This is a genomic window from Bifidobacterium tibiigranuli, assembly GCF_009371885.1.
Lineage (GTDB): Bacteria > Actinomycetota > Actinomycetes > Actinomycetales > Bifidobacteriaceae > Bifidobacterium > Bifidobacterium tibiigranuli.
Map to the genome: position 1 here is coordinate 99,839 of NZ_QLZA01000011.1, position 21,028 is coordinate 120,866.

The 21,028-nt window shown below is 62.5% G+C and carries 17 protein-coding genes; 9 read left to right on the forward strand and 8 right to left on the reverse strand.

Annotated features, from left to right (window positions below; genetic code table 11):
* Positions 1 to 112: 112 nt before the first annotated feature.
* The 4 genes from prdB to DDF78_RS10160 all read right to left on the reverse strand — a co-directional run bounded on the left by prdB (position 113) and on the right by DDF78_RS10160 (position 4,417).
* A complete protein-coding gene (gene prdB / locus DDF78_RS10145) occupies positions 113 to 841 on the reverse strand; it encodes a D-proline reductase (dithiol) protein PrdB (protein WP_152581610.1) in 729 nt (242 codons plus the stop codon).
* Positions 842 to 967: 126 nt separating this feature from the next.
* Positions 968 to 1,156: a CBO2463/CBO2479 domain-containing protein gene (locus DDF78_RS10150; RefSeq protein ID WP_024464149.1), complete on the reverse strand. Its 189-nt coding sequence runs from the start codon at positions 1,154 to 1,156 to the stop codon at positions 968 to 970.
* A 75-nt stretch (positions 1,157 to 1,231) separates the two neighbouring features.
* The gene (gene prdA / locus DDF78_RS10155; protein WP_152587872.1) at positions 1,232 to 3,016 is read right to left on the reverse strand and encodes a D-proline reductase (dithiol) proprotein PrdA; all 1,785 of its coding nucleotides are present in this window, start codon (positions 3,014 to 3,016) and stop codon (positions 1,232 to 1,234) included.
* A gap of 108 nt (positions 3,017 to 3,124) precedes the next feature.
* Positions 3,125 to 4,417: a proline reductase-associated electron transfer protein PrdC gene (locus DDF78_RS10160; RefSeq protein WP_152581612.1), complete on the reverse strand. Its 1,293-nt coding sequence runs from the start codon at positions 4,415 to 4,417 to the stop codon at positions 3,125 to 3,127.
* A gap of 257 nt (positions 4,418 to 4,674) precedes the next feature.
* Between DDF78_RS10160 and DDF78_RS10165 the strand changes: the two genes are divergently transcribed.
* The 9 genes from DDF78_RS10165 to DDF78_RS10205 all read left to right on the forward strand — a co-directional run bounded on the left by DDF78_RS10165 (position 4,675) and on the right by DDF78_RS10205 (position 15,927).
* Entirely contained in the window at positions 4,675 to 5,442 is a 768-nt protein-coding gene (locus DDF78_RS10165; protein WP_202613270.1) for a class I SAM-dependent methyltransferase, read from the forward strand.
* A gap of 138 nt (positions 5,443 to 5,580) precedes the next feature.
* Positions 5,581 to 6,609: an ATP-binding cassette domain-containing protein gene (locus tag DDF78_RS10170; protein WP_152581613.1), complete on the forward strand. Its 1,029-nt coding sequence runs from the start codon at positions 5,581 to 5,583 to the stop codon at positions 6,607 to 6,609.
* Positions 6,606 to 7,373 carry an ABC transporter permease gene (locus DDF78_RS10175; RefSeq protein WP_152581614.1) on the forward strand — a complete coding sequence of 256 codons (768 nt, stop codon included), beginning with the start codon at positions 6,606 to 6,608 and terminating at the stop codon, positions 7,371 to 7,373. Before DDF78_RS10170 ends, DDF78_RS10175 begins: the two co-directional genes overlap by 4 nt.
* The gene (locus tag DDF78_RS10180; RefSeq protein WP_202613271.1) at positions 7,370 to 8,233 is read left to right on the forward strand and encodes an ABC transporter permease; all 864 of its coding nucleotides are present in this window, start codon (positions 7,370 to 7,372) and stop codon (positions 8,231 to 8,233) included. Before DDF78_RS10175 ends, DDF78_RS10180 begins: the two co-directional genes overlap by 4 nt.
* 471 nt (positions 8,234 to 8,704) lie before the next feature.
* Positions 8,705 to 9,388: an MptD family putative ECF transporter S component gene (locus DDF78_RS10185; RefSeq protein ID WP_152581615.1), complete on the forward strand. Its 684-nt coding sequence runs from the start codon at positions 8,705 to 8,707 to the stop codon at positions 9,386 to 9,388.
* Positions 9,388 to 10,215, forward strand: coding sequence for an energy-coupling factor transporter transmembrane component T (locus DDF78_RS10190; protein ID WP_152581616.1), 828 nt, complete (start codon positions 9,388 to 9,390; stop codon positions 10,213 to 10,215). Before DDF78_RS10185 ends, DDF78_RS10190 begins: the two co-directional genes overlap by 1 nt.
* Positions 10,212 to 12,047, forward strand: coding sequence for an ABC transporter ATP-binding protein (locus DDF78_RS10195; RefSeq protein ID WP_162000812.1), 1,836 nt, complete (start codon positions 10,212 to 10,214; stop codon positions 12,045 to 12,047). Before DDF78_RS10190 ends, DDF78_RS10195 begins: the two co-directional genes overlap by 4 nt.
* A gap of 176 nt (positions 12,048 to 12,223) precedes the next feature.
* Positions 12,224 to 14,200, forward strand: coding sequence for an ABC transporter ATP-binding protein (locus DDF78_RS10200; RefSeq protein ID WP_152581618.1), 1,977 nt, complete (start codon positions 12,224 to 12,226; stop codon positions 14,198 to 14,200).
* The gene (locus DDF78_RS10205) at positions 14,197 to 15,927 is read left to right on the forward strand and encodes an ABC transporter ATP-binding protein (protein ID WP_152581619.1); all 1,731 of its coding nucleotides are present in this window, start codon (positions 14,197 to 14,199) and stop codon (positions 15,925 to 15,927) included. The genes DDF78_RS10200 and DDF78_RS10205 overlap by 4 nt, the downstream gene beginning before the upstream one ends.
* 466 nt (positions 15,928 to 16,393) lie before the next feature.
* Here DDF78_RS10205 and DDF78_RS10210 read toward each other — a convergent pair whose 3' ends face one another.
* The 4 genes from DDF78_RS10210 to DDF78_RS11870 form a co-directional block, all read right to left on the reverse strand.
* On the reverse strand, positions 16,394 to 17,143 hold the full coding sequence (locus DDF78_RS10210) for a YaaA family protein (RefSeq protein ID WP_152581620.1): 750 nt from the start codon (positions 17,141 to 17,143) through the stop codon (positions 16,394 to 16,396).
* A 252-nt stretch (positions 17,144 to 17,395) separates the two neighbouring features.
* Complete coding sequence (locus DDF78_RS10215) at positions 17,396 to 18,340, reverse strand: class C sortase (RefSeq protein WP_152581621.1); 945 nt, start codon at positions 18,338 to 18,340, stop codon at positions 17,396 to 17,398.
* Between the two features lie 404 nt (positions 18,341 to 18,744).
* Positions 18,745 to 20,421, reverse strand: coding sequence for a SpaH/EbpB family LPXTG-anchored major pilin (locus DDF78_RS10220; RefSeq protein WP_152581622.1), 1,677 nt, complete (start codon positions 20,419 to 20,421; stop codon positions 18,745 to 18,747).
* Positions 20,422 to 20,662: 241 nt separating this feature from the next.
* On the reverse strand, positions 20,663 to 21,028 hold a 366-nt coding region (locus tag DDF78_RS11870; protein ID WP_162000813.1), incomplete at its 5' end, for a hypothetical protein.

Below are 21,028 nucleotides of genomic sequence, written 5' to 3' on the forward strand. Positions count from 1 at the left end.
AGCCGCTGACAGCGACTAACGAGGGCTGGCGGCGGGGCTGGCTCTGCAGCGCAGCCCTGATCGCGGCCTCGTCGACGGCGTATGGAAGAGAGCAACCTCACACATTGCTATTTCACACATTGTGGCGGTACTCGTACGGCAGCATCTTCAGCTGCCCGAAGTGGTCGAAGCTCTCGACGGCGTCAAGCGTGTCCCTGAGGATGCCGGTCTGCATCTCCTTGTTGTTCGGCTCGCCGGCGTTCGACCCGATTGGCACATGCGGGGCAGTGATGCGCGGCGCGCCCTGCTGCCGGGCGATCGGTGGAAGCGCGGCGATGAGGCAGGTGCTCATGCCCTGTGCCTCGCAGGCCCGCAGCACGATGGTCGCGGAGCGGTGGCATGTCCCACAGCCTCCGGTGGCGAGCACAATGTCTGCGCCCTCTGCCTTCAGCCGCTTGGCAATCTCCGGGCCGGTTTCGTTGCGGAACTTATCGACATTGCCGCCGCCGCCCATGAATCCGAAGAAGGTATCGACCAGGCCGCCGATAACGCCTTCGTCGCGCAGCTCGCGCAAGCGGTCGATGGGCAGCATGGCGTTAACGTCCTTGTTGATGTCCGAGTTGTCGAAGCCGCCGTGGGTGACCATCAGCTCGTCGCTCGGCGTATCGCTCGGTATTTCGCGGAAAGTGTAATCGCCGGCCGTGTTGAACGGCGTCTGCGTCTTCTTGTGGATGCCGCCGGAGGTGATAAAGGCGACGGTGCACTCGCTGAGCGGCTTAGTGATCGGCGTCCAGACGGGCGCGGGCGTAATGGGCACGAAGATCTCTGATCGAAGCCCGGGTGCGGTTGTCAGTGTTGGCATGATGCACTCCTTACTAATTGATAGACGATTGATTGACGAAATTGATGTGGATTGGGCTGTCGGACATTGGCGGGCATTGCAAATGCCGTGTTGCGGACTGTAGTACAGCCAGCAAAACAGCCCGCATTACAGCACATTGACGTAGCTGAGGTAGAACTCGCATTCCTGCCCCAGCGCCAGCGGCTTGTCGGTGTAGATGCTGCGCAGAGGAAGGGAAAGCACGCCCATGCGGCCATTGACGCCGATGCGCACGCCGACCTCGGTTATCTCCTTGATGACGCCGTGCAGCAGCACGGGTCGCAGCTCGATGTTCATGCTGGCCTTCCTCCTTGGTGGTTAGTGGTCGATATCGAACAGTGCAAGAAATGACGAGCAGCCGCTCAGACCAGTTCAGACCAACGCCTGATTGGCCTCGATTACGCTCTCGTCCCACTTGCGTTCCGGCGCGGCGATGGGGATGCCAGCCATCTTGGTCTTGAGCATGAGAATCGCGCGTTCGGCATCATCCTCGGTGAGCGTGTTGTCGGCGAGGATCTCGTTCTCAAAGCCGTCCGGGTCCTTGTTCAGCTCGATCATGGCATCCATGTATTGGTTGCCCACGACGAGCTGGCCTTGGTAGGCCGCGAAGGTGACTCCTACGACCGGCACGCCGCGCGAGCCGATGGCCGCGATGTTCTCCGAGAAGTCGATGTGATTGTTGCCGAAGCCCTCGGTGGTGATGATTGCGCCGTCGACCTCCATCGCCTCGATCAGCGAGCCGAGACGGCCCGAGACGAAGCTCTTCTCGTCGTTGACCTGCGGGGAGCCGATGAAGACCACGCCGGTCAAGTCCACCTCCTCGTCGGCCTGCAGCGCCTCGACCAGCGGTTCGCGGAAGAAGTGCCGCGTGATCTCCTTGGTGGCCGGCCCAATGCAGGCGAGCGCGTGAATGCCGCCGTCGAGCACTTCGTTGGGGCTGAGCACGACCGGCACATTGCCCATGTCGACGTTCTTCTCGCCACCCTGCACGCCGCACGGCTCGGTGGGGACGAGCAGGTTGTCGTGCATCGCGCCCTGGCCCATGATCTCCTTGACCAGCACCACACGCGGCCGGTCCTTGCGGCGCACGTCCTTGAAGGTCTCCTGCGCGACCGGAGTCTGTGCAGAGAGGTCCTTGATCTGCTCGCGGATGGCGTGCACGATGGCATCGCATGCGCTGTGCGCGGCGAAGGGGCCGCGGCGCTCCATGCCGGTGCCCTGCTCGATCTGCACGTCCACGCGAATCATGATGTCGCTCTCATCCGGGCAGCCGGGGCGCCCGTAGCGAATCTTCTCGTCCAGGAAGCCTTCACAGGAGCCGAATTCATGAATCTGCACGCCGGCCTCGTCCATGCCGGTGAGCACGAAGACCGCGCCGGAAAGCACGTTGGTGATGCCTTCGCCGAGTGAGCCTTCGGCCTTGGCGGCGATGGGAATCACATCCATAATCGTGTTGGAATACACATGGCGATCTTCGGGCGCGATCACGTCCATCGTGACTTTTTTGACCAGCGGATCGGCCTGTTCGGCGGCCTCGATCAGCGCGCCGTCGATGCTCAGCACACCGTCAGCGTAGGAGGTCGTCTGCCCGATGACGACGCTGGAAACGGGGTAGTCCTTCTTGACCAGCGTGCGCATGACGCGCTCTTCGGGGGCGGGTTCGGGTTCGGTGTCTGGCCCGGCTGCCGCAGCAGGTGCAAAGTTTGCGGGTATGCCTGACCCAGCCGGGCCAGCCGGGAAGACGAGATCAAGCCCTTCGGCCTTGTCGAGATGCAGATGGATATAGCCGTTCGGCGCATCGGTTGAGGCATCGGCAGAGGCGGCGGGTGCAGCAGAAACCACCGGAGCAGCGGCACTGGCCTCAGCCAGCGACTCCGCCGTTCCCGGCTCGCTCGCAGATTCCACAGCGCCGCCTTCCACCAAATCAGCGGTCAACTGCGTCAACGCCTCGCCGTCGGACTTGAGCGTGCCGCCCAACGCCTGGCCGATGGTGAGACCGTCATCGTTCAGGGTCATAAGATTCGATTCGACCATATCGTCGAAAATCGTCGGATCCTCGAAATCCTGCGCGCTCAGGACAGTTCCTGCCGGGCGTCGGCAGCACAGCACCGCCGGATCGGCCATATGGACCTCAAGCTCGTTGAGTGAGAGTGACATTCGTCTCTTCCTTTCTTAACAACACTGGCTACAAACTGACTGGATATTGGTTAGATTCTGGTTGAAAAATTGCTGGATTGCCGACTGCGCAGGCGCTCACCGGACAGGTCACCCATGTGCCGTTGCCGGCTGGGTTTTGCGGAAGGAGCGGACAAGACGTTCGTCGCCCGCTCGCAGGTAGGCATCCGTGGCGTGGTGCACGCGCAGGCCAAGCTTGGGGGCGATCTGCATGACCGTATTGCTGCAGTCGGTGCAGTGGCCGATCAGCAGTCCGGTCGCTCCCTGCTTCTTCAATGCCAAGACCGCCTGCGCCTGGCCCGGGCAGATGCCGGGATTGGCGCATTTGAGCCGCCCATTGGGCAGCCGCACGGCGTTCTTGCACAATTCAATACCGGCAAGGCTCGCACCTTCGGCGGCAACGATGGACTTGAGCCGCTCCTCGCTGGCCCCGCACGCGCATACGATGATGCCGACCGGGCCAGGGTCCGGGATTTCCGGACCTGCGATCATGATGCCGCCGCAGGTCGCGGTGATAGTGTCGTCCAGCTGCGCCGCGTTGCCCATGTACGGGCCGCCGGTGAGCAGCTGCGCATCCGGTCCCGGCTCGGCAATGTTCAGTGCCGCAAGCACCTCGCGCAGACTGATGCCAATCGGCACGTCATACAGCACGATGCTGGTGTCGCGCTCGTAGCCGCTGCCGTCGATCAGGCCCGCCACCGTGATGTCCTTGGTAGTGACCGGCTTGCGATCTACCACGGCCTCATGCACGCGCAGCAGCGTTTCCACGTTGATGACCACCGCCCCGGCCTCGCCCGGAATCGAGGTGGGCGCGATCAGCGTGCCGAGCACATCGCGCACGATGGCGCGCTCATCGCCCGCAGGGTAACGGTCCTGCAGAAAGAACACAGACAGGTCGAGGCTCCCCTGCGCTGCTTCAAGCGCCGAGTGTGTTGCCGACTGCACTGCTGTCTGCAGCGAGGCGACGGCTGCGACATTCTTCGCTTTGATGGCCACGATGCCCTTGCTCGCCCCGACGATGCGCATGGCGATGATCAGCCCCGAAACAATGCGCTCGGCATCGGTTTCAAGCCGCGCGATATTATGCGCTAGCAGCGGCTCGCACTCGGCGGCGTTTGCGATGACAACCGAAGCGCCTTTGCCGTATTCGAGCTTCTTCCAAGTCAGAAATCCCGCGCCGCCCATGCCCACCAGCCCGGCTTCGCGAATGAGGCTCAGCGCGTCGGCCTGCGGGTCGTCAGGGAGCAGCCGCGCGGCAGGAGCTACGGGAGCAACATGGCTGTCGGGTGCTACGGCGCTTTCGCCCGGCACCGCGCTATTGGCGTGCTGGCTCTGCTGCGCGAAAAGGCTCTCGGCCCCGACGATGCAATGCTTGCGAACCATGGCGTCCCCTTTCTTGGAATACAATTGCTGAATTTCGTTTTGTTCTGTGTTCTAGAATGCGTTCTAGTTATTAAGATACGATTGCCGTGTTTCGCGGCTTATGCTTTCGTGTTAAGACGACGTAACGCGAAAGCATCCGTGAAATCGCCAGCCAGCCCCGCACAGCCACGGCCGGTGGAATGAAAGTTCGCGCGATTTTTCTATTATTAATGATAATCGTTTGCAATTTATGGATTTCGAGTGTACGCTCCGAAAATATGACATTTACAGAGCAGCAATGCGATGGTTCGGTCACTGCTGCGCGTGAATCGCGCAGCAGCCCGGCCCAATCTGCGCCAATCCAAAAGGCGAGTGAGCCTGCGAAGCGGCGTGGCGCTGATATGCCTTCGGCACCGACCTTCTGGAACGACTTCTACACCAATAACACTTGGTCGCACGAGCACGGCACCGTGGGGCGTCATCTCGTCACCGAAGTGACGCATCTCAACCCCGGAACGGCTCTGGACCTGGGCTGCGGCGAGGGATCGGACGCTATTTGGCTCGCGCAGCAGGGCTGGCACGTGCTCGCAGTCGACGCCGCCGAAACCGCGCTCGACCGGGCGCGGGAGCATGCGGCCGCACTTGGCCTCGATCAAAGCATCCAATTCGCGCAATGCGATCTCGCCGTTGACTTCCCGCGCGGGCAGTATGACCTGGTTTCCGCGCAATACCTGCATTCGCCCGTCGCCCAGCCCGGCGAGCGCGAGCGCATTCTGCATCGCGCCACGCAGGCAGTCGCGCCGAACGGCCATCTGCTTGTGGTCTCCCACTGGACCGTGTCGTCCTGGCATCCGAAGATGCCAAACGCCAGTCAGGCGGCGCATCTCACTTTGCCCTCGCCGCAGGAGAATCGCGCCGCGCTCCAACTCGCCGACGGCCAGTGGGAGATACTGCGCGACGAGCTCGCCGATTTCGAGCAGATCGGCCCCGAAGGCCAGCGCGAAGTCCGCCAGGACCATGTGCTGCACGTGCGTCGATTAAGCTGACGGCGCGCCAGAACTTTCAGCCGCATCAGTCCACGTATCGCATTCTGCGAACGAAATCCAATCATCCCCGAATCACCTAGCAAACTCCCCAACCACACCACATATATAGATATATATAGAGAGAAAGAAACAACCATTATGGAGCACATTGCTCAGACGCCGGACCCGGTTCTGGTAGTCAGCGACATCCACAAGTCATACGGGACAGGCGCGAAGCGCAAGGAGGTGCTCAAGGGCCTGAGCCTGAGCATTCCTGCGGGCTCGATTCTTTCGCTGCTCGGCGCGAACGGCGCGGGCAAGACGACGCTGGTCACCATGCTGTCAACCCTTATGCTGCCGACTTCCGGCACCGCGAGCGTGTGCGGCTATGACATCGTGCGCGACGCGAAGCAGGTGCGCGAGCTGATCTCGCTCACCGGCCAGTTCGCCGCCGTCGACGCGGAATTGACAGGCCGAGAGAATCTGATCTTCTTCGCGAGACTGCGCGGGCTGAGCACGTCGGCCGCAAAAATACGAGCCGACGAACTGCTGGAACGTTTCCGGCTGGCCGACGCGGCGAGGCAACTGGTCGGCAGCTACTCGGGCGGCATGAGGCGACGGCTCGATATCGCCGCATCATTGATTGTCAAGCCCCGGCTGCTGTTCTTGGACGAGCCGACCACGGGCCTCGATCCCCTGTCTCGCCGCGAACTGTGGGACTTGGTCGAGGAGCTGCGCGACGACGGCGTGGCGATTCTGCTCACCACGCAGTATCTCGATGAGGCCGAGCGACTTGCCGACACCATCGTGTTGCTGCGCGACGGTCGCAGCGTCTTGGAAGGCTCGCCGGCTCAGGTCCGTTCGCAATTCGGCTCGCAAATCTGCCGGCTCGAACTGGACTCGCACGAGCAGGCGCTCCGTGCTTGCAGCGACATTCTGCCCGCACGTCTGGGTCTGCCCGCCGAAAGCTTCACCGCCGAAGGGCTTACCGTTTCCTTTACGGCAGCGGGCGGGGCCGACGATCTCACACGCGCAATCGGCGCGCTCAAGGACGCAGATGCGAACGTCGATTCCGCCACGCTCGCCATGCCCTCGCTGGACGATGTCTTCCTCGATATGGCGTTTGAGGACAGCGCTGGTGGCGGCGCGGCCGTGAAAGACAATCAGACGGCCGGTGATGCGCGATGAGCACAACTAGCACACCCCCGCTTTCCGGAGCAGCCGGAGCCCTATGGCGCAATACGGTGCGGTTCTTCCGCAACCGGGCCTCGCTGATGTCGGCGTTCATCATGCCCGGCCTGTTCATGGGCGCCTTCCTCATCGTCTTCGGGCACGCCGCCTCTCAAACAGGCCTCGACTACGCGCTCTTCCTGCTGCCCGCAGCGATGTTCCAAGCCGCGATGTTCTCCGCCGCCGCGTCCTCAATGGCGTTCGCCGTCGACGCCGAAAGCGGAATACTGGCACGACTGCGCTCCATGCCTACCTCGGCGCTGGCCATCGTGCTGGGCCGTCTGGGCACCGATCTCATCCGCACGGTGGCATCGCTGGCGACCGTATCCGTGCTCGCGCTGGTCTGCGGGGCCAAGCCGCACAGCTTTGGCGCGCTGGCGTTGGCCTTCCTCGTCGCGGCAGCCATCAGCGAAATACTCTCCATGTTCTTCGGCGGCATCAGCCTGCGGGCCAAGCACCCCGTGTCCGCATCGGGCGTGATTCAGAGCCTCGAAGTGCTGGTGCTCATGCTCTCGACCGCGTTCATACCCGTGGGCACGCTGCCACACTGGCTGCAGCCTATCGTGCGGCATCAGCCCTTCTCGCCCTGCGTCGACACGATGCGCAACATCCTCACCGGCAAGCCGCTCGGCTCGACCGGGTGGGAGGCCCTCGCCTGGCTGGCCATTGGGCTGTGTATTGGCGCGATATGGGTGACACGCTCATTGAGAAGGAGCAAATGATGCAGACGACTTCAACATCTCAGAACATGCAGCCGCTTATGCAGCCGCAACCGTCCGGCGACCCGCGCTACTCCGCCGCTGCAATCGCAGCCGCGCCGGGCCTGACAGCATGGCCCGTGGCGGTGTGGATTCACGCCGCGCGCATGCTGCGCCGCTGGTCGCGCTCCACGACGATACTGATCAGCTCGGTAGCCATGCCCGCCATGATGATGGCAGTCGTCGTCATCATGTTCCGTGGCATGATCGAGCAGTTTAGCGGCAAGCCCATGGATCTGCCCGGCATGAGCGTGATGATCGCCGTCACCGCCATGCTCAGCGGCGCGCTTACGAACGCCGGCAGCACCGTGCGCGAACGACACGAAGGGCTCACCGACCGCGTCCAGACCTTCCCCGGCCGGCCATCCGCCAGCTATATCGGCCGCATTCTGGCCGAGTCGATTCGCTCATTCATCGCCGCGCCTATCGCCATGATTGTCGCACTCATGTTCGGCGCTGACTTCGGCAGCCCCATCGCCGCACTTCGCGTGCTGCTCGTGATGCTGCTCACCGCAATCGCCAGCGGCGCGTTCGGCGTCATGATGGGTTACCTGGCCGAAACGCCCCAAGGCGCGGTGAGCGCCGCACCACTTATCATGGCGGCGATGTTCTTCAACACCGCCATGATGCCGCGCGACCTCTACGCACCCGCGCTGCGCCCCATCGTCGACGCCTCGCCCATGACCGCGCTGGCCGAGCTGACTCAGGAGGCCATCGCCGGGCGCATCAACGCCGGCCACATCGGCATGTTCGCCCTCTGGTTCGGCGGGCTGGGCGTCATCAGCATCGTCGTGGTGACGCTCAAGGCACGACGCCGGTCGTAGCAACGATGCCGATGCACCTTGGCAGTCCCTGAATCAGGTGTATCTCGGTTATGTGAGGCGCTATTGAGACGCTACAGAGGTCTATCTGCGTTACGTGAGGCGCTAATTCCCTAGCACCTCGAGTATCGCCGGCTAAAAAAGGCGGCTTCTTGCCGCCCGATACTCGACGCTCCGAAAAATAGCGCCTCACATAACGCAGATAGACCTCCGCGCGACCAAGTTAACGCCTCATATAACGCAGATACACAAGAAATCGACACTCCATGCCGTCATCAGTCGGAGCCTTGCCACAAAAACGCTACGGCTGGCACACAGCTAGAGCAGATAGAGAACGAGCAATCGCAAGGAAGCGATGCGACTAACAGCAATGACTACGTCTCAATCCTTGACACGTAACATGCCGAGCTATATCATTTGCGTTGGAAACAAAACGAGAATCATTATCATGTATATGTGAAAGAAGTATTGGGCATGAGTTCCAGCAACGCACCATCCACACCATCCACGTCCCCCAGCCAAGACAGCACCAACGCTGCAGCCACAACCAACCGCACGCCCGTCGTCACTACCAAGGCTGTCGGCAAGCTCGAACCGCGCACGCTTATTACTATCGGCGTCTTCGCGGCCATCTACTTCGTCGTCGCCTACGCCACCGGCATGCTGGGCCTCGTCAGCCCCATCGGCGAGGTGGCAGGGTTCATGCTCGGCACGCTTATCAACGGCACCGTAATCATGCTCTTCCTGGTCAAAACCCGCGCATTCGGCGCGATGACCATACTCGGATTCCTTGTCGGGCTGGTGATGATGCTGCTCGGCGAATACTGGGCGGTGCTGCCGATTTCCATCATCGTCGGGCTGCTCGCCGACCTCATCGTGCGCTCGGGCCGCTACCGCTCCAAAGTCCGCAACATCCTCTCTTACCCGGTGTTCCAGCTGTGGCTTATCGGCTGCATTCTGCCAATCTGGCTCAGCCCGGCGAGCTACCGTGAGCACATCAGCGCATCTATGGGCAAGCAGTACGCCGATGGCATGGTCAGCATCTTCTCCTCGCTTGGAATCGTTTTTATTGTTCTTATCATCCTCATCGGCGCTCTCGCGGCGTGGATTGGCACGCGCATCCTCGAACGCAATCTGGCGCACGCTGGCATTCTGTGATGACTGCGGCAGATACCTCAGCTTCGCGCGTTTCACCCACTTTGCCTGCTTTGGGCAAGGTGGGTGAAACGCCGTCAATGGCTGCTCCGGCCGCAAACGCCGCCAGCGTCTCCCCCGCCAGCTGTCGCCATCAGATCTGCGACCCGCGCACCACGCTGCTGACGCTGATCGTCATTAATGTGCTCGCGTTCGGCAGCGTTCCGCCCGAAATCGTCGCCCTGTCCGCCACCTTGGCGGCCGTGCTGCTGGCCACGCAGACCCTAGGCAAAAGCTTCTGGATTTTTCTCGCTGTCGCCTTCGGCTGCATTGCGCTGTATGTAGGCCTGCCATTGCTCGTGGGTGGCTGGTTCGCGGCGATCATCGTGACCATCGCGTACTGGACGTCCCGGCTTGCAATCACCTTCGGCCTGTTCGGGTTCCTGTTCCTTTCCACAAGAGTGGGCGCGCTGATCGCCGCGCTGTCCGCGCTGCGACTGCCCCGAGCACTCATTGTGCCGCTTGCGGTGATGCTGCGCTTCATCCCGACCGCGATGGACGAGCTCAAGGCCATCATGAACGCGATGCGTCTGCGCGGCGTCGTCTCCGGGCCGACCGATATGCTGGTTCACCCGGTTCGCATGGCCGAGTACACCGTGCTGCCGCTGCTGGCCTCGGTCACGCGCATCGCGGACGAGCTGAGCGCTTCGGCGCTGCTGCGCGGGCTGGGCCTGCCCAACCGGCCGACCTCGATCGTGCGGCTGCGCGTGCGCTGGACGGATGTTGTCATTCTGGCTGCCGTCGCGGCAATCGTCGCGCTGCATGTCATCGGATGGACGGTGCTGGGATGAGCGGAATCAGCAGCAGCGAACAAGGACAGTCCCAGACCGCCGAGCCGATTATCGACGTCGACAATGTGCAGTTCACGTATTCGTATGAGAATCTTGACGCCTCGCCCTACGGGCCGGAGGAGAACGCCGCGGCCCAGCCCCAGTCGCGGCAATCCGACGCCGATGCCGGTACAGTTCCTGCGCTGCAGGACGTGAGCTTCTCCGTGCCGCGCGGCTCGCTCACGGTGCTGTGCGGGGGCAGCGGGTCGGGCAAGTCCACGGCCCTGCGCCTGCTCAACGGCCTGATCCCGCAGTTCCACAGCGGCGAGATGTACGGCGACGTGACGGTGTGCGGGCTGGGCATTCCCACGCTCGACCTCGCCCGGTCCGGCGGCGTGAGCGCGACCGTGTTCCAGAACCCGCGCAGCCAGTTCTTCACCACCGACGTGCGCAGCGAGCTCGCCTTCCGCAACGAGAACCACGGCATCGACCCGGCGGAGATCGTGCGCCGCAGCAGTCTCGCCGCACGCCAGGTCGGCATCCAGAGCCTTTTGAACCGCAGCCTAACCGAACTGTCCGGCGGCGAGCTGCAGAACGTGGCCTGCGCCCAGGCCATCGCGCAAGGCACCGAGGTGCTGCTCTTCGACGAGCCGACCTCGAACCTCGACACGGCCGCCATCGCGCGCTTCGGCGAACTGCTCTCCCGGCTCAAGTCGATGGGCAGGACCATCGTCGTGGCCGAGCACCGGCTCTACTTCCTGCGCGACCTCGCCGACCAGGTCATCCACCTCGACAACGGCCGCATCGCGCACCGCTGGACCGACGAGCAGTTCGCCGCCCTGAGCGCCGAAGCGATACGCGGCCTCGGCCTGCGCACCATCACGCCGCCGAAGTCCCTGCCGCTCATGCAGCGGATCGTCGAAGGAAACAGCAGCGAGGTAGCGGACGGCAGCGCAGATACCGCAACAGCGGCGAGCGCAAGCCATGAGACAAGTGCAACCGAGAACGCAGACGATTACATCGCTGCGTCGTCGTCGGCCAATGCATCCGACGAACACCTTGCAGCACCGTCAGCCGAACCATCCAATACGGCATCTGCCGCTTCTACCGCCGCAACATCCGGAGACTCGACCGTTACCCCTGCCACACCCGCCGCATCCGAGCAGAGCGGCTTGCGCCTTGAGGACATCCGCGTGCATTACGGCAGGCGGCTGGTGCTCGACATCCCCTCGCTGGACGTGCACGCGGGCGAGGTCACGATGCTCGTGGGGCCCAACGGCGCGGGCAAGTCCACGCTGGCGAGCGTCATCTGCGGGCTGCTCGCCCCCGACAAGGGCGGCCGCATCCTGCTAGGCGGCAAGGCGATGAACGAGCGCGCGCGGCTGGCGGCCAGCGCCATGGTGATGCAGGACGTCGAACGGCAGCTGTTCTCGGCCACCGTGCGCACGGAGGTCTCGCTCGGCACGAGCGTGGCCGACCCGATGCCATTGCTCGAACGCTTCGACCTGCTGGATTTCGCCGACCGGCACCCCCTCTCGCTCTCCGGCGGCCAGAAGCAGCGCCTCATGATCGCCGCCGCAGTGGCCCGTGACGCCGCCGTGTACCTCTTCGACGAGCCGACCTCGGGCGTCGACCGCCGCCACCTCGACGCCATCGGCCAGCAGCTGCGCGAACTCGCTTCCGCAGGCCACGTCGTGCTCGTCATCACCCACGACCCCGAACTCGTGGACGCCTGCGCCGACACCATCATCGCACTGCACCCGCTTGCCACCACCGACGCGAACACCAATAAGGCCAAGCGCTCGGCACCGCAAGACAGGCACAATCGCGTGGAAAGCATCACGTTGGGCTGACGGAACATGACGGGGCAGGCAAAGCAGACAAAGCAGACAACACTGAGCAATTCAACACTTGGCGCTTCAATACTCAACCCTTCACCACAGAGCACTTCACCACCGAACGCCGCCCGCCTCACGACCTATCCCAAGGCCATACGCACTTCATATCTCACCAATCAGAAAGGATCACAATGACCAACGCCACCGGCGCTCCACCGGATTCAACAACTGCTGACGCGGTTAACGACACAGTTAACGACACGGCCAATAACGCAGTCAACGACGCAGTCAGCGACACCAGCAATATCGCCGCTGACGGCCAACAGCAAGCACAGGCACAATCCGAAACCGCTCCCGCCCCCACCCTCGAATTCACCAAGGAGGCGAAGCAGCAAGCCAAGCAAGAAACGCAGGAACGCAAGCGGCAGCTGAGCGACATGCTGCGCCCGGTACGCAGCGCGACGAATCTCGCAGTCGTATGCCAGGCCGTAGCCTCGTTCTGTACGATTCTGCCCTTCGTGGCAATCACGCAGATCGCGAACGCGCTTATCGCCGGACGTTCAGGATTCCTAGGGCACGGCGCTCCTGTCACGGATGTGCACGGAGCCGTGTGGGCCGGCATCTGGCTGGCGCTCGTCGGACTCGCCGGACGCGCCGTGTTCTCAACGCTTGCGCTGGGCATCACGCATTTCGCGGACGCACGGATGGGCACCTTCCTGCGCCGGCGCATCGTGAAAACGTTGAGCCACGCGCCGCTGGGATGGTTCACCAGCCACTCCTCAGGCGTGGTGCGCAAGGCGGCCATCGACGATATCGCTTCGATTCACTATCTCGTCGCGCACGCCTCCGTCGAAACCACGGGCGCGGCATGCACGCCGATTTTCGCGCTGATCTATCTCTTCGCGCTCGACTGGCGGCTGGCGCTGCTAAGCATCATTCCGCTGCCAACCTACGCGCTTGCCTACGCCTATATGGCCAAGGATTGGGGCGCGATGCAGGTGAAGGTGAATGCCATGATTCAGCAGATCAGCGAGGCGGCCATCGAATTCGTCTCCGGCATCTCGGTCGTCAAAACCTTCGGGAAAACCGGTCAGGCGCATAAGAAATACCGTGATACCGCGCAACGCCTGAGCTCCGAATACACCGAATACTGCCGGCCGATGATCATGACCGACGCCATCGCATCCGTCTGCATCATGACCCCGGTCATGCTCATGATCGGCCTTGCTGGCGGGTTCTGGATGATGGGACTGGGCTGGGTCAACGCGATTCAGGTCTTCGCGGCTTCCCTGGTGGCGGCGACGCTGCCCGCCGCGCTCATCACCGTGAGCTTCGGCATGCAGTCGCGCACCGAGGCCTCCGCCGCGGCCATGCGTATCCATGACCTGCTGGAAACGCCGCAGCTGCCGGCTCCCAAGGTGCCGAAAGCGCCGGAGGGCAACGCCGTGGTCTTCGATCACATCGATTTCTCTTACACGCCGGGCAACCCCGTGCTGCACGACATTTCGCTGGAACTCCAGCCCGGCACGGTCACCGCGCTCGTCGGCCCGTCCGGCTCCGGCAAAAGCACGCTGGCGACGCTGCTGCCAAGGTTCTTCGACCCCGAGCGCGGCTGTGTACGCATCGGCGGCGTCGACGTGCGCGAGATCGAGCCGACCGAGCTGTATAAACACGTCGGCTTCGTGCTGCAGGACGTGCAGCTGGTGCACCTGAGCATATTGGATAATATTCGTCTCGGCCGCCCCGATGTCACGCTTAATCAGGTGCGCGAAGTCGCTAAGCTCGCGCAGATCGACGAGCGCATCATGCAGCTGCCGCGCGGCTACGATTCGGTCGTCGGTGAGGATGCGATGCTCTCCGGCGGCGAAGCGCAGCGCGTGTCAATCGCTCGGGCGCTGCTCGCCGATCCGCCGATTCTGGTGCTGGACGAGGCAACGGCCTTCGCCGACCCTGAATCCGAGGCGGCCATCCAATTGGCACTGTCTCATTTGACTACCGGCCGCACGCTGCTGGTCATCGCGCATCGCCTGGCGACCATCGCCGGCGCGGATCAGATCGTGGTGATGAAGGACGGTCGCATCGCCGAGCAGGGCACACAAAGCGAATTGGTCGCCGCAGGCGGGCTGTATAGCTCGATGTGGCGCGAATATGAGGAGGCAGGGCGATGATCAGAGATTTGCTGACCATACTTGGCGACAAATACAGCGGCATGTTCAAGCGCGCGCTGGTGTGGATGGTGGTGGCCGCAGCCGCCGAAGGCGCGATGATCGTGTCGGTGCTGCCCGTGTTCAAATCGCTGTTCGACGGCACGCTGATCTGGCGGGCGTTCATCCTGCCGCTGGTGCTGACGGTTGTTGCGGCGCTGGTGCATGTGCAGCAGGCCGCGCAGTCGTACCGCGTCTCCGGAGCGGTGATGAGCGTGGAGCATGAGCGGATAGGCGACAAGCTCGTGCGCCTGCCGCTCGGCTGGTTCCATCCCGACACCGTCGGCCAGGTCTCGCAGATGATCACGAAGGGCACGATGTTCGTGTCCACGGCGGCCGCGCATCTGGTCAATCCGCTGATTCACGGTATCGTGACGCCTGCGATCATCGCGATAGGCGTGCTGTTCTTCGACTGGCGCATGGGTCTGGTGATGATTGTTTTCGCCCCGCTGCTCTGGCTCGCATCGAAGGCTTCCGCGTCGCTTATCGGCAAGGCCGACGACATCCTGCACGTCGAAAGCGTCAAGGTCGACAACCGGCTTATCGAATTCGCCCAGGCCCAGCGCGTGCTGCGTGCTTTCGGCCGTGGCGAGGAAGGCTATGCCCCGCTTGAGGACGCGATGAGCGACGAGTTGCAGGCGCACCGCAAGAATCTGTGGATCAGTCTGGCGGGCCTTGCGATATTCGGCATCGTCACCCAGCTTGCCTTCACCGCGCTGATTGTGGCCGGCGGCCTGTTTGCGCTGAACGGCATGAGCAATGCGGCGCTGATGTGCGCCATACTTGCGCTGACGGCACGGTTTATTCAGCCGCTTATGGAGGTCGGCGACTACGCCGGCGCCATCCGCATGGCGCGTAACGAGCTGGATCGCATGGCTGATGTACTCAACGCCAAGGAGCTGCCCGAACCTGCGCAGCCTGCGGCGTTCGACCAGTCGCATGCCAACGAAGTCGAGCTGCGCGACGTGAGCTTCACCTACCCCGGCACCGACCATCAGATACTCGATGATGTTTCGCTGCGCCTCGAACCCGGCACGCTGACCGCGCTGGTCGGCCCGAGCGGGTCGGGCAAAACCACCGTCACGCGGCTTATTGCGCGGTTCTTCGAGGTGGACGATGGCGCGGTGCTCGTCGGTGGCACGGATGTGCGCGAGCAGACGACCGAGCAGCTTATGAGCCAGCTTTCGCTCGTTTTCCAAGACGTGTATCTCTTCGATGACACCCTGTACGAGAACGTGCGGCTCGGCCGGCCTTCCGCCTCGCGCGGCGAAGTGCTTGCCGCCGCCGAGATGGCCGGCGTCTCGCAGATGCTCGACTACCTGCCTGACGGCTGGGAGACGCGGGTCGGCGAAGGCGGCACCGCGCTGTCCGGCGGCGAGCGCCAGCGCGTCTCGATCGCCCGCGCGCTGCTCAAGAACGCGCCGATCGTGCTGCTTGACGAGGCCACCTCGGCCATTGACCCGGAGAACGAAGCGCATCTCAAGCGCTCCTTCGCCCAGCTGTCGCGCAACTCGACCGTGCTGGTCATCGCCCACAAGCTCAGCACCATCGCCGACGCCGACCAGATACTCGTGCTCGACGGCGGTCACATCGTCGAACGTGGCGAGCACGCCGAGCTGCTGGCAAACGGCGGCCTCTACGCCTCGTTCTGGCATGAGCGCGAGCAGGCCCAAGGCTGGCGGCTGGCGTAGGGCTGCTGGCTGGCTGAGCCAGAGCGGCTGACCGAGCTCATGCAAATGGGGGCTGTGCGATTCCAATCGCGCAGCCCCCATTTGTTTACGTGCTATAAAGCGTCACAACTCCCGCATCACAACCAAGGATGTGCGGGATTCGTGACGTATCTCGGCATCCAAACGATGCAATTCCTGCACTAATCTGACCTTTGTGCGGGCGTTGTGATGATTAACCGCGCTGAGACGTCACAACGCCCGCACAAGCCTCGTGATGATGCGGGAATTGTGATGTTTGCGTCCTAATCATTGCCGCCCGCGGCAGTCCCACCTGGTCAGTGTTCCCAGCCATTTGCGTCGCCTTTTGTACGCTAACTCGACCCTGCCGTGCAGAATGCAACGTTTTGGGGGGGTCAATATCGTTGCCTTTTGTACGTTAACCACGCGATAGCGTACAAAAGGCAACGCTTTGGCGATTCAAACCGACTTATTCGAGCATCAGCGTGATGTGGCGGCGAAGCCCGTCTTGCGTGACTTCGACGCGACCCGAAGCTCCGGCGACCCGCGCCACATCGAGAGGCGTTGCATTGCCCGGCACCGCCCCTTGCGCATGCTCGGCGTCGAGCAGCGTGCGGGTCAGCAGTCCGCGATAATGCTTGGCCGCATGCGTGATCACCTTGCCGCGCGAATCGACAACTCGCAGGTCCCACCAGTCCCCGCTCGGCGTCGTGACTTGGTATGCGCCGGAACGCATATCGACCGTGGTCTGCGCCATATTCGTCTCAGCCGCACCCGCCGTCTCGTCAAACCCTGACTGCGCCAATTGCCGTCGCCAGAACGTCTTGAGGCTGCCAATCCCCGGCAGCGAAACGTTCATCGAGAGTCGATATGTCGGGATGAGGTCCTCGCCAGTCGTGACGCCGAACAATCCTGAGAAAATACGCACATCGTCGCCGCTGCGCAGTTGCGCTGCCTCATACAGCACGCCGGTGTACACCCCGCGAGCCGGAGCGCATGGCGCAGCCAGGATATCGCGCTGGGCCACGACTTCGGGCATAATCCGCTTGCCCACGCCCAGAATCTCGCCCGCATCGTCCCGCTTCGACACGGCAATCAGCGCTTCAAGCACCCGCCGCCGAGCAGCCGTGAGCTCCGGATATGACAAACCTTCAAAATCAAGAACTGGCCCGTCGGCAGGGGCCGTTTTGCCTTCGGAAGGCGGCAGCAGAATACGCACCCCGCCATTCTAGCGACATGCCAACCTACCGCCACGTCACAGCCCAAACCCAGCGGCCGATTCACGCCAACAGCCCGTGCAACTGGATAGAATAAGCCACTGACAGCAATTCAGCGTACGTTTCGCGCCAACTGTCCACCCAACTGGCGGGAAAAGGCCACTGACCGTCACTCAACGGTCGTTCACCGCCAGCAGCCCACCTAACTGGCGCGAATGCGCCGCCGCACCACAAGCCGCCGCACACCAATGCCGCTACTGGCGAAACACCCTGGTGCTGTGACGACCGGCAGCCGGCGAGCTGCGCAGCCATCGCACTATAGCGGTTGCCGCCACGCCCAGCGCCACGAGACTGCCCATAGCTGTCCACAGCAGTGTCAAGTCCTTGGGCGCGTCGTCAAGAGGAGGCGCCTGGCCGGGGATCGCGGCCCGCTCGCCGGAGACCAGCAGCCGCATGGTGTTGACGCCATACGGGGTGCAGGTCATCAGCGTGACGCGGTCCTCACCCGGCACAATCTTGAGATCGCCCTTCGCATTGTCTGGGCTGACGACGGTGATTTGGTCGACTTTGTACGCCAATGTGGTGCCCAGCACTTTGATGTAGAACACGTCGCCCTTGTGCATCTCATCCAGCCGGGTGAACAGCAGCGCGTTGGGCAGGCCGCGATGCCCAGTGAGCACAGCGTGCGTGGAAGCGCCTCCCACCGGCAGCGATGTGCCGTAGAGATGCCCGGCCCCCTGAGCCAGTACGGCGTCCGATGTGCCGTGGTAGATGGGCAGATCGACGGAGATCTTCGGGATGACAACCGACCCCATGATGCCGCCGCCGGTGTCAAGCAGCCGCTGGTAGGTCTTATTCGTTTCGGATTGCGATTTTGCTTTGCCGCCACTGCCTGTGAAGGGGTCAGGTGCCTCGCCCAGCACATTCTGGGGTTTCGCGGCGAGCTGCGCATTGTAACGCTGCGCCGCGTCGTACTCGTCGGCCACCTTGCCTTGCGGCCAGAGCGCCACCTGGGATGTCGCATCGTGCGCCGCATGGGTCTGCCGCCATTGGGAGACCGCCTGCATGGTGAAGGGAAGCAGCAGCGCCACCAGCGAGCCGATAAGCAGCAGAGCGGCAACGATATACCACGCCTTGGCCTTCGCCGCTGAGGATTCGGGCGAGATATGCCGCAGCGGGCGCGACTTCTTGTCCGGCATCTGCCCTCGCCTTTCCTGATTAAGACCTGATTAAAACTTGATTACGCTGGGAGCCTACCCAAGTGGGGAGCCTACCCAGAGGAACCCACCCAAGTTGCAAACTACCTCGGTCGGAAACCATTCAGACCGGAACTCAGACCGGAATTCCCATAAGTTCCAGCCACATATATAACAATCGTATACAACGATATATGAGAAACCCGATGCGCTCCCCTGCGGATGAAATCCTAGGAGGAACACATCGGGTCATTCATGGAATCAGCCCAGCTGCACGGTTTGCCGCGCATGCGCCGATTTCAATGCGCCGATTCCGCGAGCCACAAGCGGCCAGCGCCTACCAGTCGCCTCAACGACGGCTGGCAGACAGCCAACCCGCGCTCATGACTGCCAATCAGCAATCAGCCTCAGCGTACCGAAGCGCTGCGAGCCTTGCGCAGCACCACGAAGCCAGCGCCACCGAGCACCACAGCGAGGCTGAGGAACAGGATGATGCCCGCGCCACCGGTAAGCGGCAGCTGGGTGAGCGAAGACACGTTGTTGACGATGTACGTGCTCGTCGCGTCCTCATGGCTTACCAGACCCCACTGGTCACCTGTGAAACCATAGTCAGGAGTCTGCACCGTTGTGTCATCGACAGTACCCCTGCCCGTGATGGTGACGGTGAAGCTCGGCAGCACCGTGCCCTGGTAGCCAGCCGGAGCCTGGGTCTCAGTAACCGTGTAGGTTCCCGCGTTCAGGCCGCCGACGGTGATGTAGCCGTCAGCACCCGTGGTCAGCGTCGCGCTGCCGTTGGCGGGATCGAGAACGTATCCGGTGGGGACCGTGGAGAACTTGAGCGGATCGGAGCCGCCCTGAGCCGTGATGTTGAATTCAGCGCCAGCCAGCGGAGCGCCGGTGACCTTATCCTGCTTGAGAACCTTGAAGCCATAGCTGAAGAGGTGCTTGATCCACGGCGGAGTTGTGCCGTGCCTTCCATGTCCGTTTTCGCCGGGCTGGTTGGAGTACGTCAGGCTCGCCTTGTTGTTCAGGATGCTGTTGATGCCGTCGGTCAGCGGAAGATCCTTGTTGACCGTCGAGTGGTAATCAACCGTGATGCCCTGGCCCACGAGCGCGGGATTGGCCGTCACGTACTGCGACAGGTCGATGCTGAGCGACGTCGAGCCGTCCTCGTTGACCGTGGAGGTGATCGTGTAATCGGAAGGCTGCAGCGTGGTGCTGCCGACCTTCACCGTGACCTGCGAGTCGCCCGCATAAGTCAGACCCTTGGAAAGAGTGTCGTTGATTGTATAGGTGTAAGAAGGATTGCCGTTCTCATCAACGTAACCGGTCGTGTTCGGCACCGTGCCGGTGATTCGCCAGTGCACATCGTCACCAACACCGACATATGGCGGGTTGGGGCTGATGAGCTCCTTCGTGATGCTCGGCTTCTCGTTCTTCACATTGATCACGCCCAGCGTTTGACTGGCGAGGTCTTTGCCGTCGATCTTCGTGCCGACCAGCATCGGAATGGACTGGCTGTAGTCGTTTTCCGACAGGGGGAGGGTCGTGTCGACGATCACATAGACGCCGTCAGGGCTCAGGCTGCTGAACGCCGCAGTGCCGTTGGCACCGGGCACGTTGTTCGCCGCGACGCCCTTGGCTGCCGTCAGGGCAGTCTGGAAAGCGCTGCTGCTGGCAAGCGTGGTCACGAAATTGCGCAGGTTGCCGGTGTAGGGAGACGTAGCGCTGTCAAGGAAGTTGGTATCCTTCACCACGGATTCGAGCGGGTTGGACGCATCCACTGTGAGCTTGGAGTCGGCCGACGTCGCCGCGCTCGCGATGGCGCTGCTCAGGTCGCTCTGCGTGGTCACATTGATGCCGTTGTAGTTGCCATTGGCGTCGGTGGTGATGCCAGTGGTGTCGTACGCACCGAGCAGAACCGCCGTGAACGTGTGGCCATTCACTGCTGCGGGATCGCTCGCGTTGATGGTCAGCGGAGCCGTGGCTGCTGAAGCCGACGTTGCGGTTACTGCGCCAAGCCCGACAAGCGCGGCGAGGGACGCAGCTGCGGCAATGAGTTTCTTCACTGCATGCTGTTTCATTGTTTCCTTACTTTCCCCTTCACGGATATGCCGCCGATTGTGACCGCATCCAATGAAAGACAATTTGAAATATTGAAATGTTTAAATTTTTAGTTGATAGCCGTTACCGGCCGTTATTCACGTGGCCGATATGGACGATGTAACCGATATGCCCGATACCGGCAATACGTACGATTGCAAAGTTGTGGCTAAGGCGAGGCGCGGATGACGCCAGCGCCTTTGCGATATTGATTCGCTCCCATCATCTGGACATCAGCGCCCCCTTCCCCTTGCGGATGGCAATGCCTGCGCCAGTCATCAAAGCGACGCCAATGAGCATCGGCAGGCCCCACGCACCGAAGCCCGCGCCGCCGGTAAGCGGCAGGTTGGAAGCCGGAGGAATAACGGTGACGTTGGCGAATGTTGGGGTGCCGCCCACCGCCTGCGTCAGCGCGGCATCCGTGTACCAAACAGGTGCGGCGGCCGCATACGTGGTCGTCGAGCCAGACGTGGTATAGGTCACGGCCACCTTCGCATAGAAGGTCTGCGAGTTTGTCTCATAGCCCGCGCCCGCGCTGTTTTCCACCACCTTGTAGACGTAGATGCCATCCGTGCTGTACTGCTCGAT

What these genes read in the sequence shown, in the direction of transcription:
- DDF78_RS10150 (WP_024464149.1), bottom strand. Translation starts at nt 1,156, where the DNA reads ATGAACATCGAGCTGCGACCCGTGCTGCTGCACGGCGTCATCAAGGAG.
- prdA (WP_152587872.1), bottom strand. Translation starts at nt 3,016, where the DNA reads ATGTCACTCTCACTCAACGAGCTTGAGGTCCATATGGCCGATCCGGCG.
- DDF78_RS10165 (WP_202613270.1), top strand. Translation starts at nt 4,675, where the DNA reads ATGACATTTACAGAGCAGCAATGCGATGGTTCGGTCACTGCTGCGCGT.
- prdB (WP_152581610.1), bottom strand. Translation starts at nt 841, where the DNA reads ATGCCAACACTGACAACCGCACCCGGGCTTCGATCAGAGATCTTCGTG.
- DDF78_RS10160 (WP_152581612.1), bottom strand. Translation starts at nt 4,417, where the DNA reads ATGGTTCGCAAGCATTGCATCGTCGGGGCCGAGAGCCTTTTCGCGCAG.
- DDF78_RS10200 (WP_152581618.1), top strand. Translation starts at nt 12,224, where the DNA reads ATGACCAACGCCACCGGCGCTCCACCGGATTCAACAACTGCTGACGCG.
- DDF78_RS10180 (WP_202613271.1), top strand. Translation starts at nt 7,370, where the DNA reads ATGATGCAGACGACTTCAACATCTCAGAACATGCAGCCGCTTATGCAG.
- DDF78_RS10195 (WP_162000812.1), top strand. Translation starts at nt 10,212, where the DNA reads ATGAGCGGAATCAGCAGCAGCGAACAAGGACAGTCCCAGACCGCCGAG.
- DDF78_RS10190 (WP_152581616.1), top strand. Translation starts at nt 9,388, where the DNA reads ATGACTGCGGCAGATACCTCAGCTTCGCGCGTTTCACCCACTTTGCCT.
- DDF78_RS10205 (WP_152581619.1), top strand. Translation starts at nt 14,197, where the DNA reads ATGATCAGAGATTTGCTGACCATACTTGGCGACAAATACAGCGGCATG.
- DDF78_RS10220 (WP_152581622.1), bottom strand. Translation starts at nt 20,421, where the DNA reads ATGAAACAGCATGCAGTGAAGAAACTCATTGCCGCAGCTGCGTCCCTC.
- DDF78_RS10175 (WP_152581614.1), top strand. Translation starts at nt 6,606, where the DNA reads ATGAGCACAACTAGCACACCCCCGCTTTCCGGAGCAGCCGGAGCCCTA.
- DDF78_RS10185 (WP_152581615.1), top strand. Translation starts at nt 8,705, where the DNA reads ATGAGTTCCAGCAACGCACCATCCACACCATCCACGTCCCCCAGCCAA.
- DDF78_RS10170 (WP_152581613.1), top strand. Translation starts at nt 5,581, where the DNA reads ATGGAGCACATTGCTCAGACGCCGGACCCGGTTCTGGTAGTCAGCGAC.
- DDF78_RS10215 (WP_152581621.1), bottom strand. Translation starts at nt 18,340, where the DNA reads ATGCCGGACAAGAAGTCGCGCCCGCTGCGGCATATCTCGCCCGAATCC.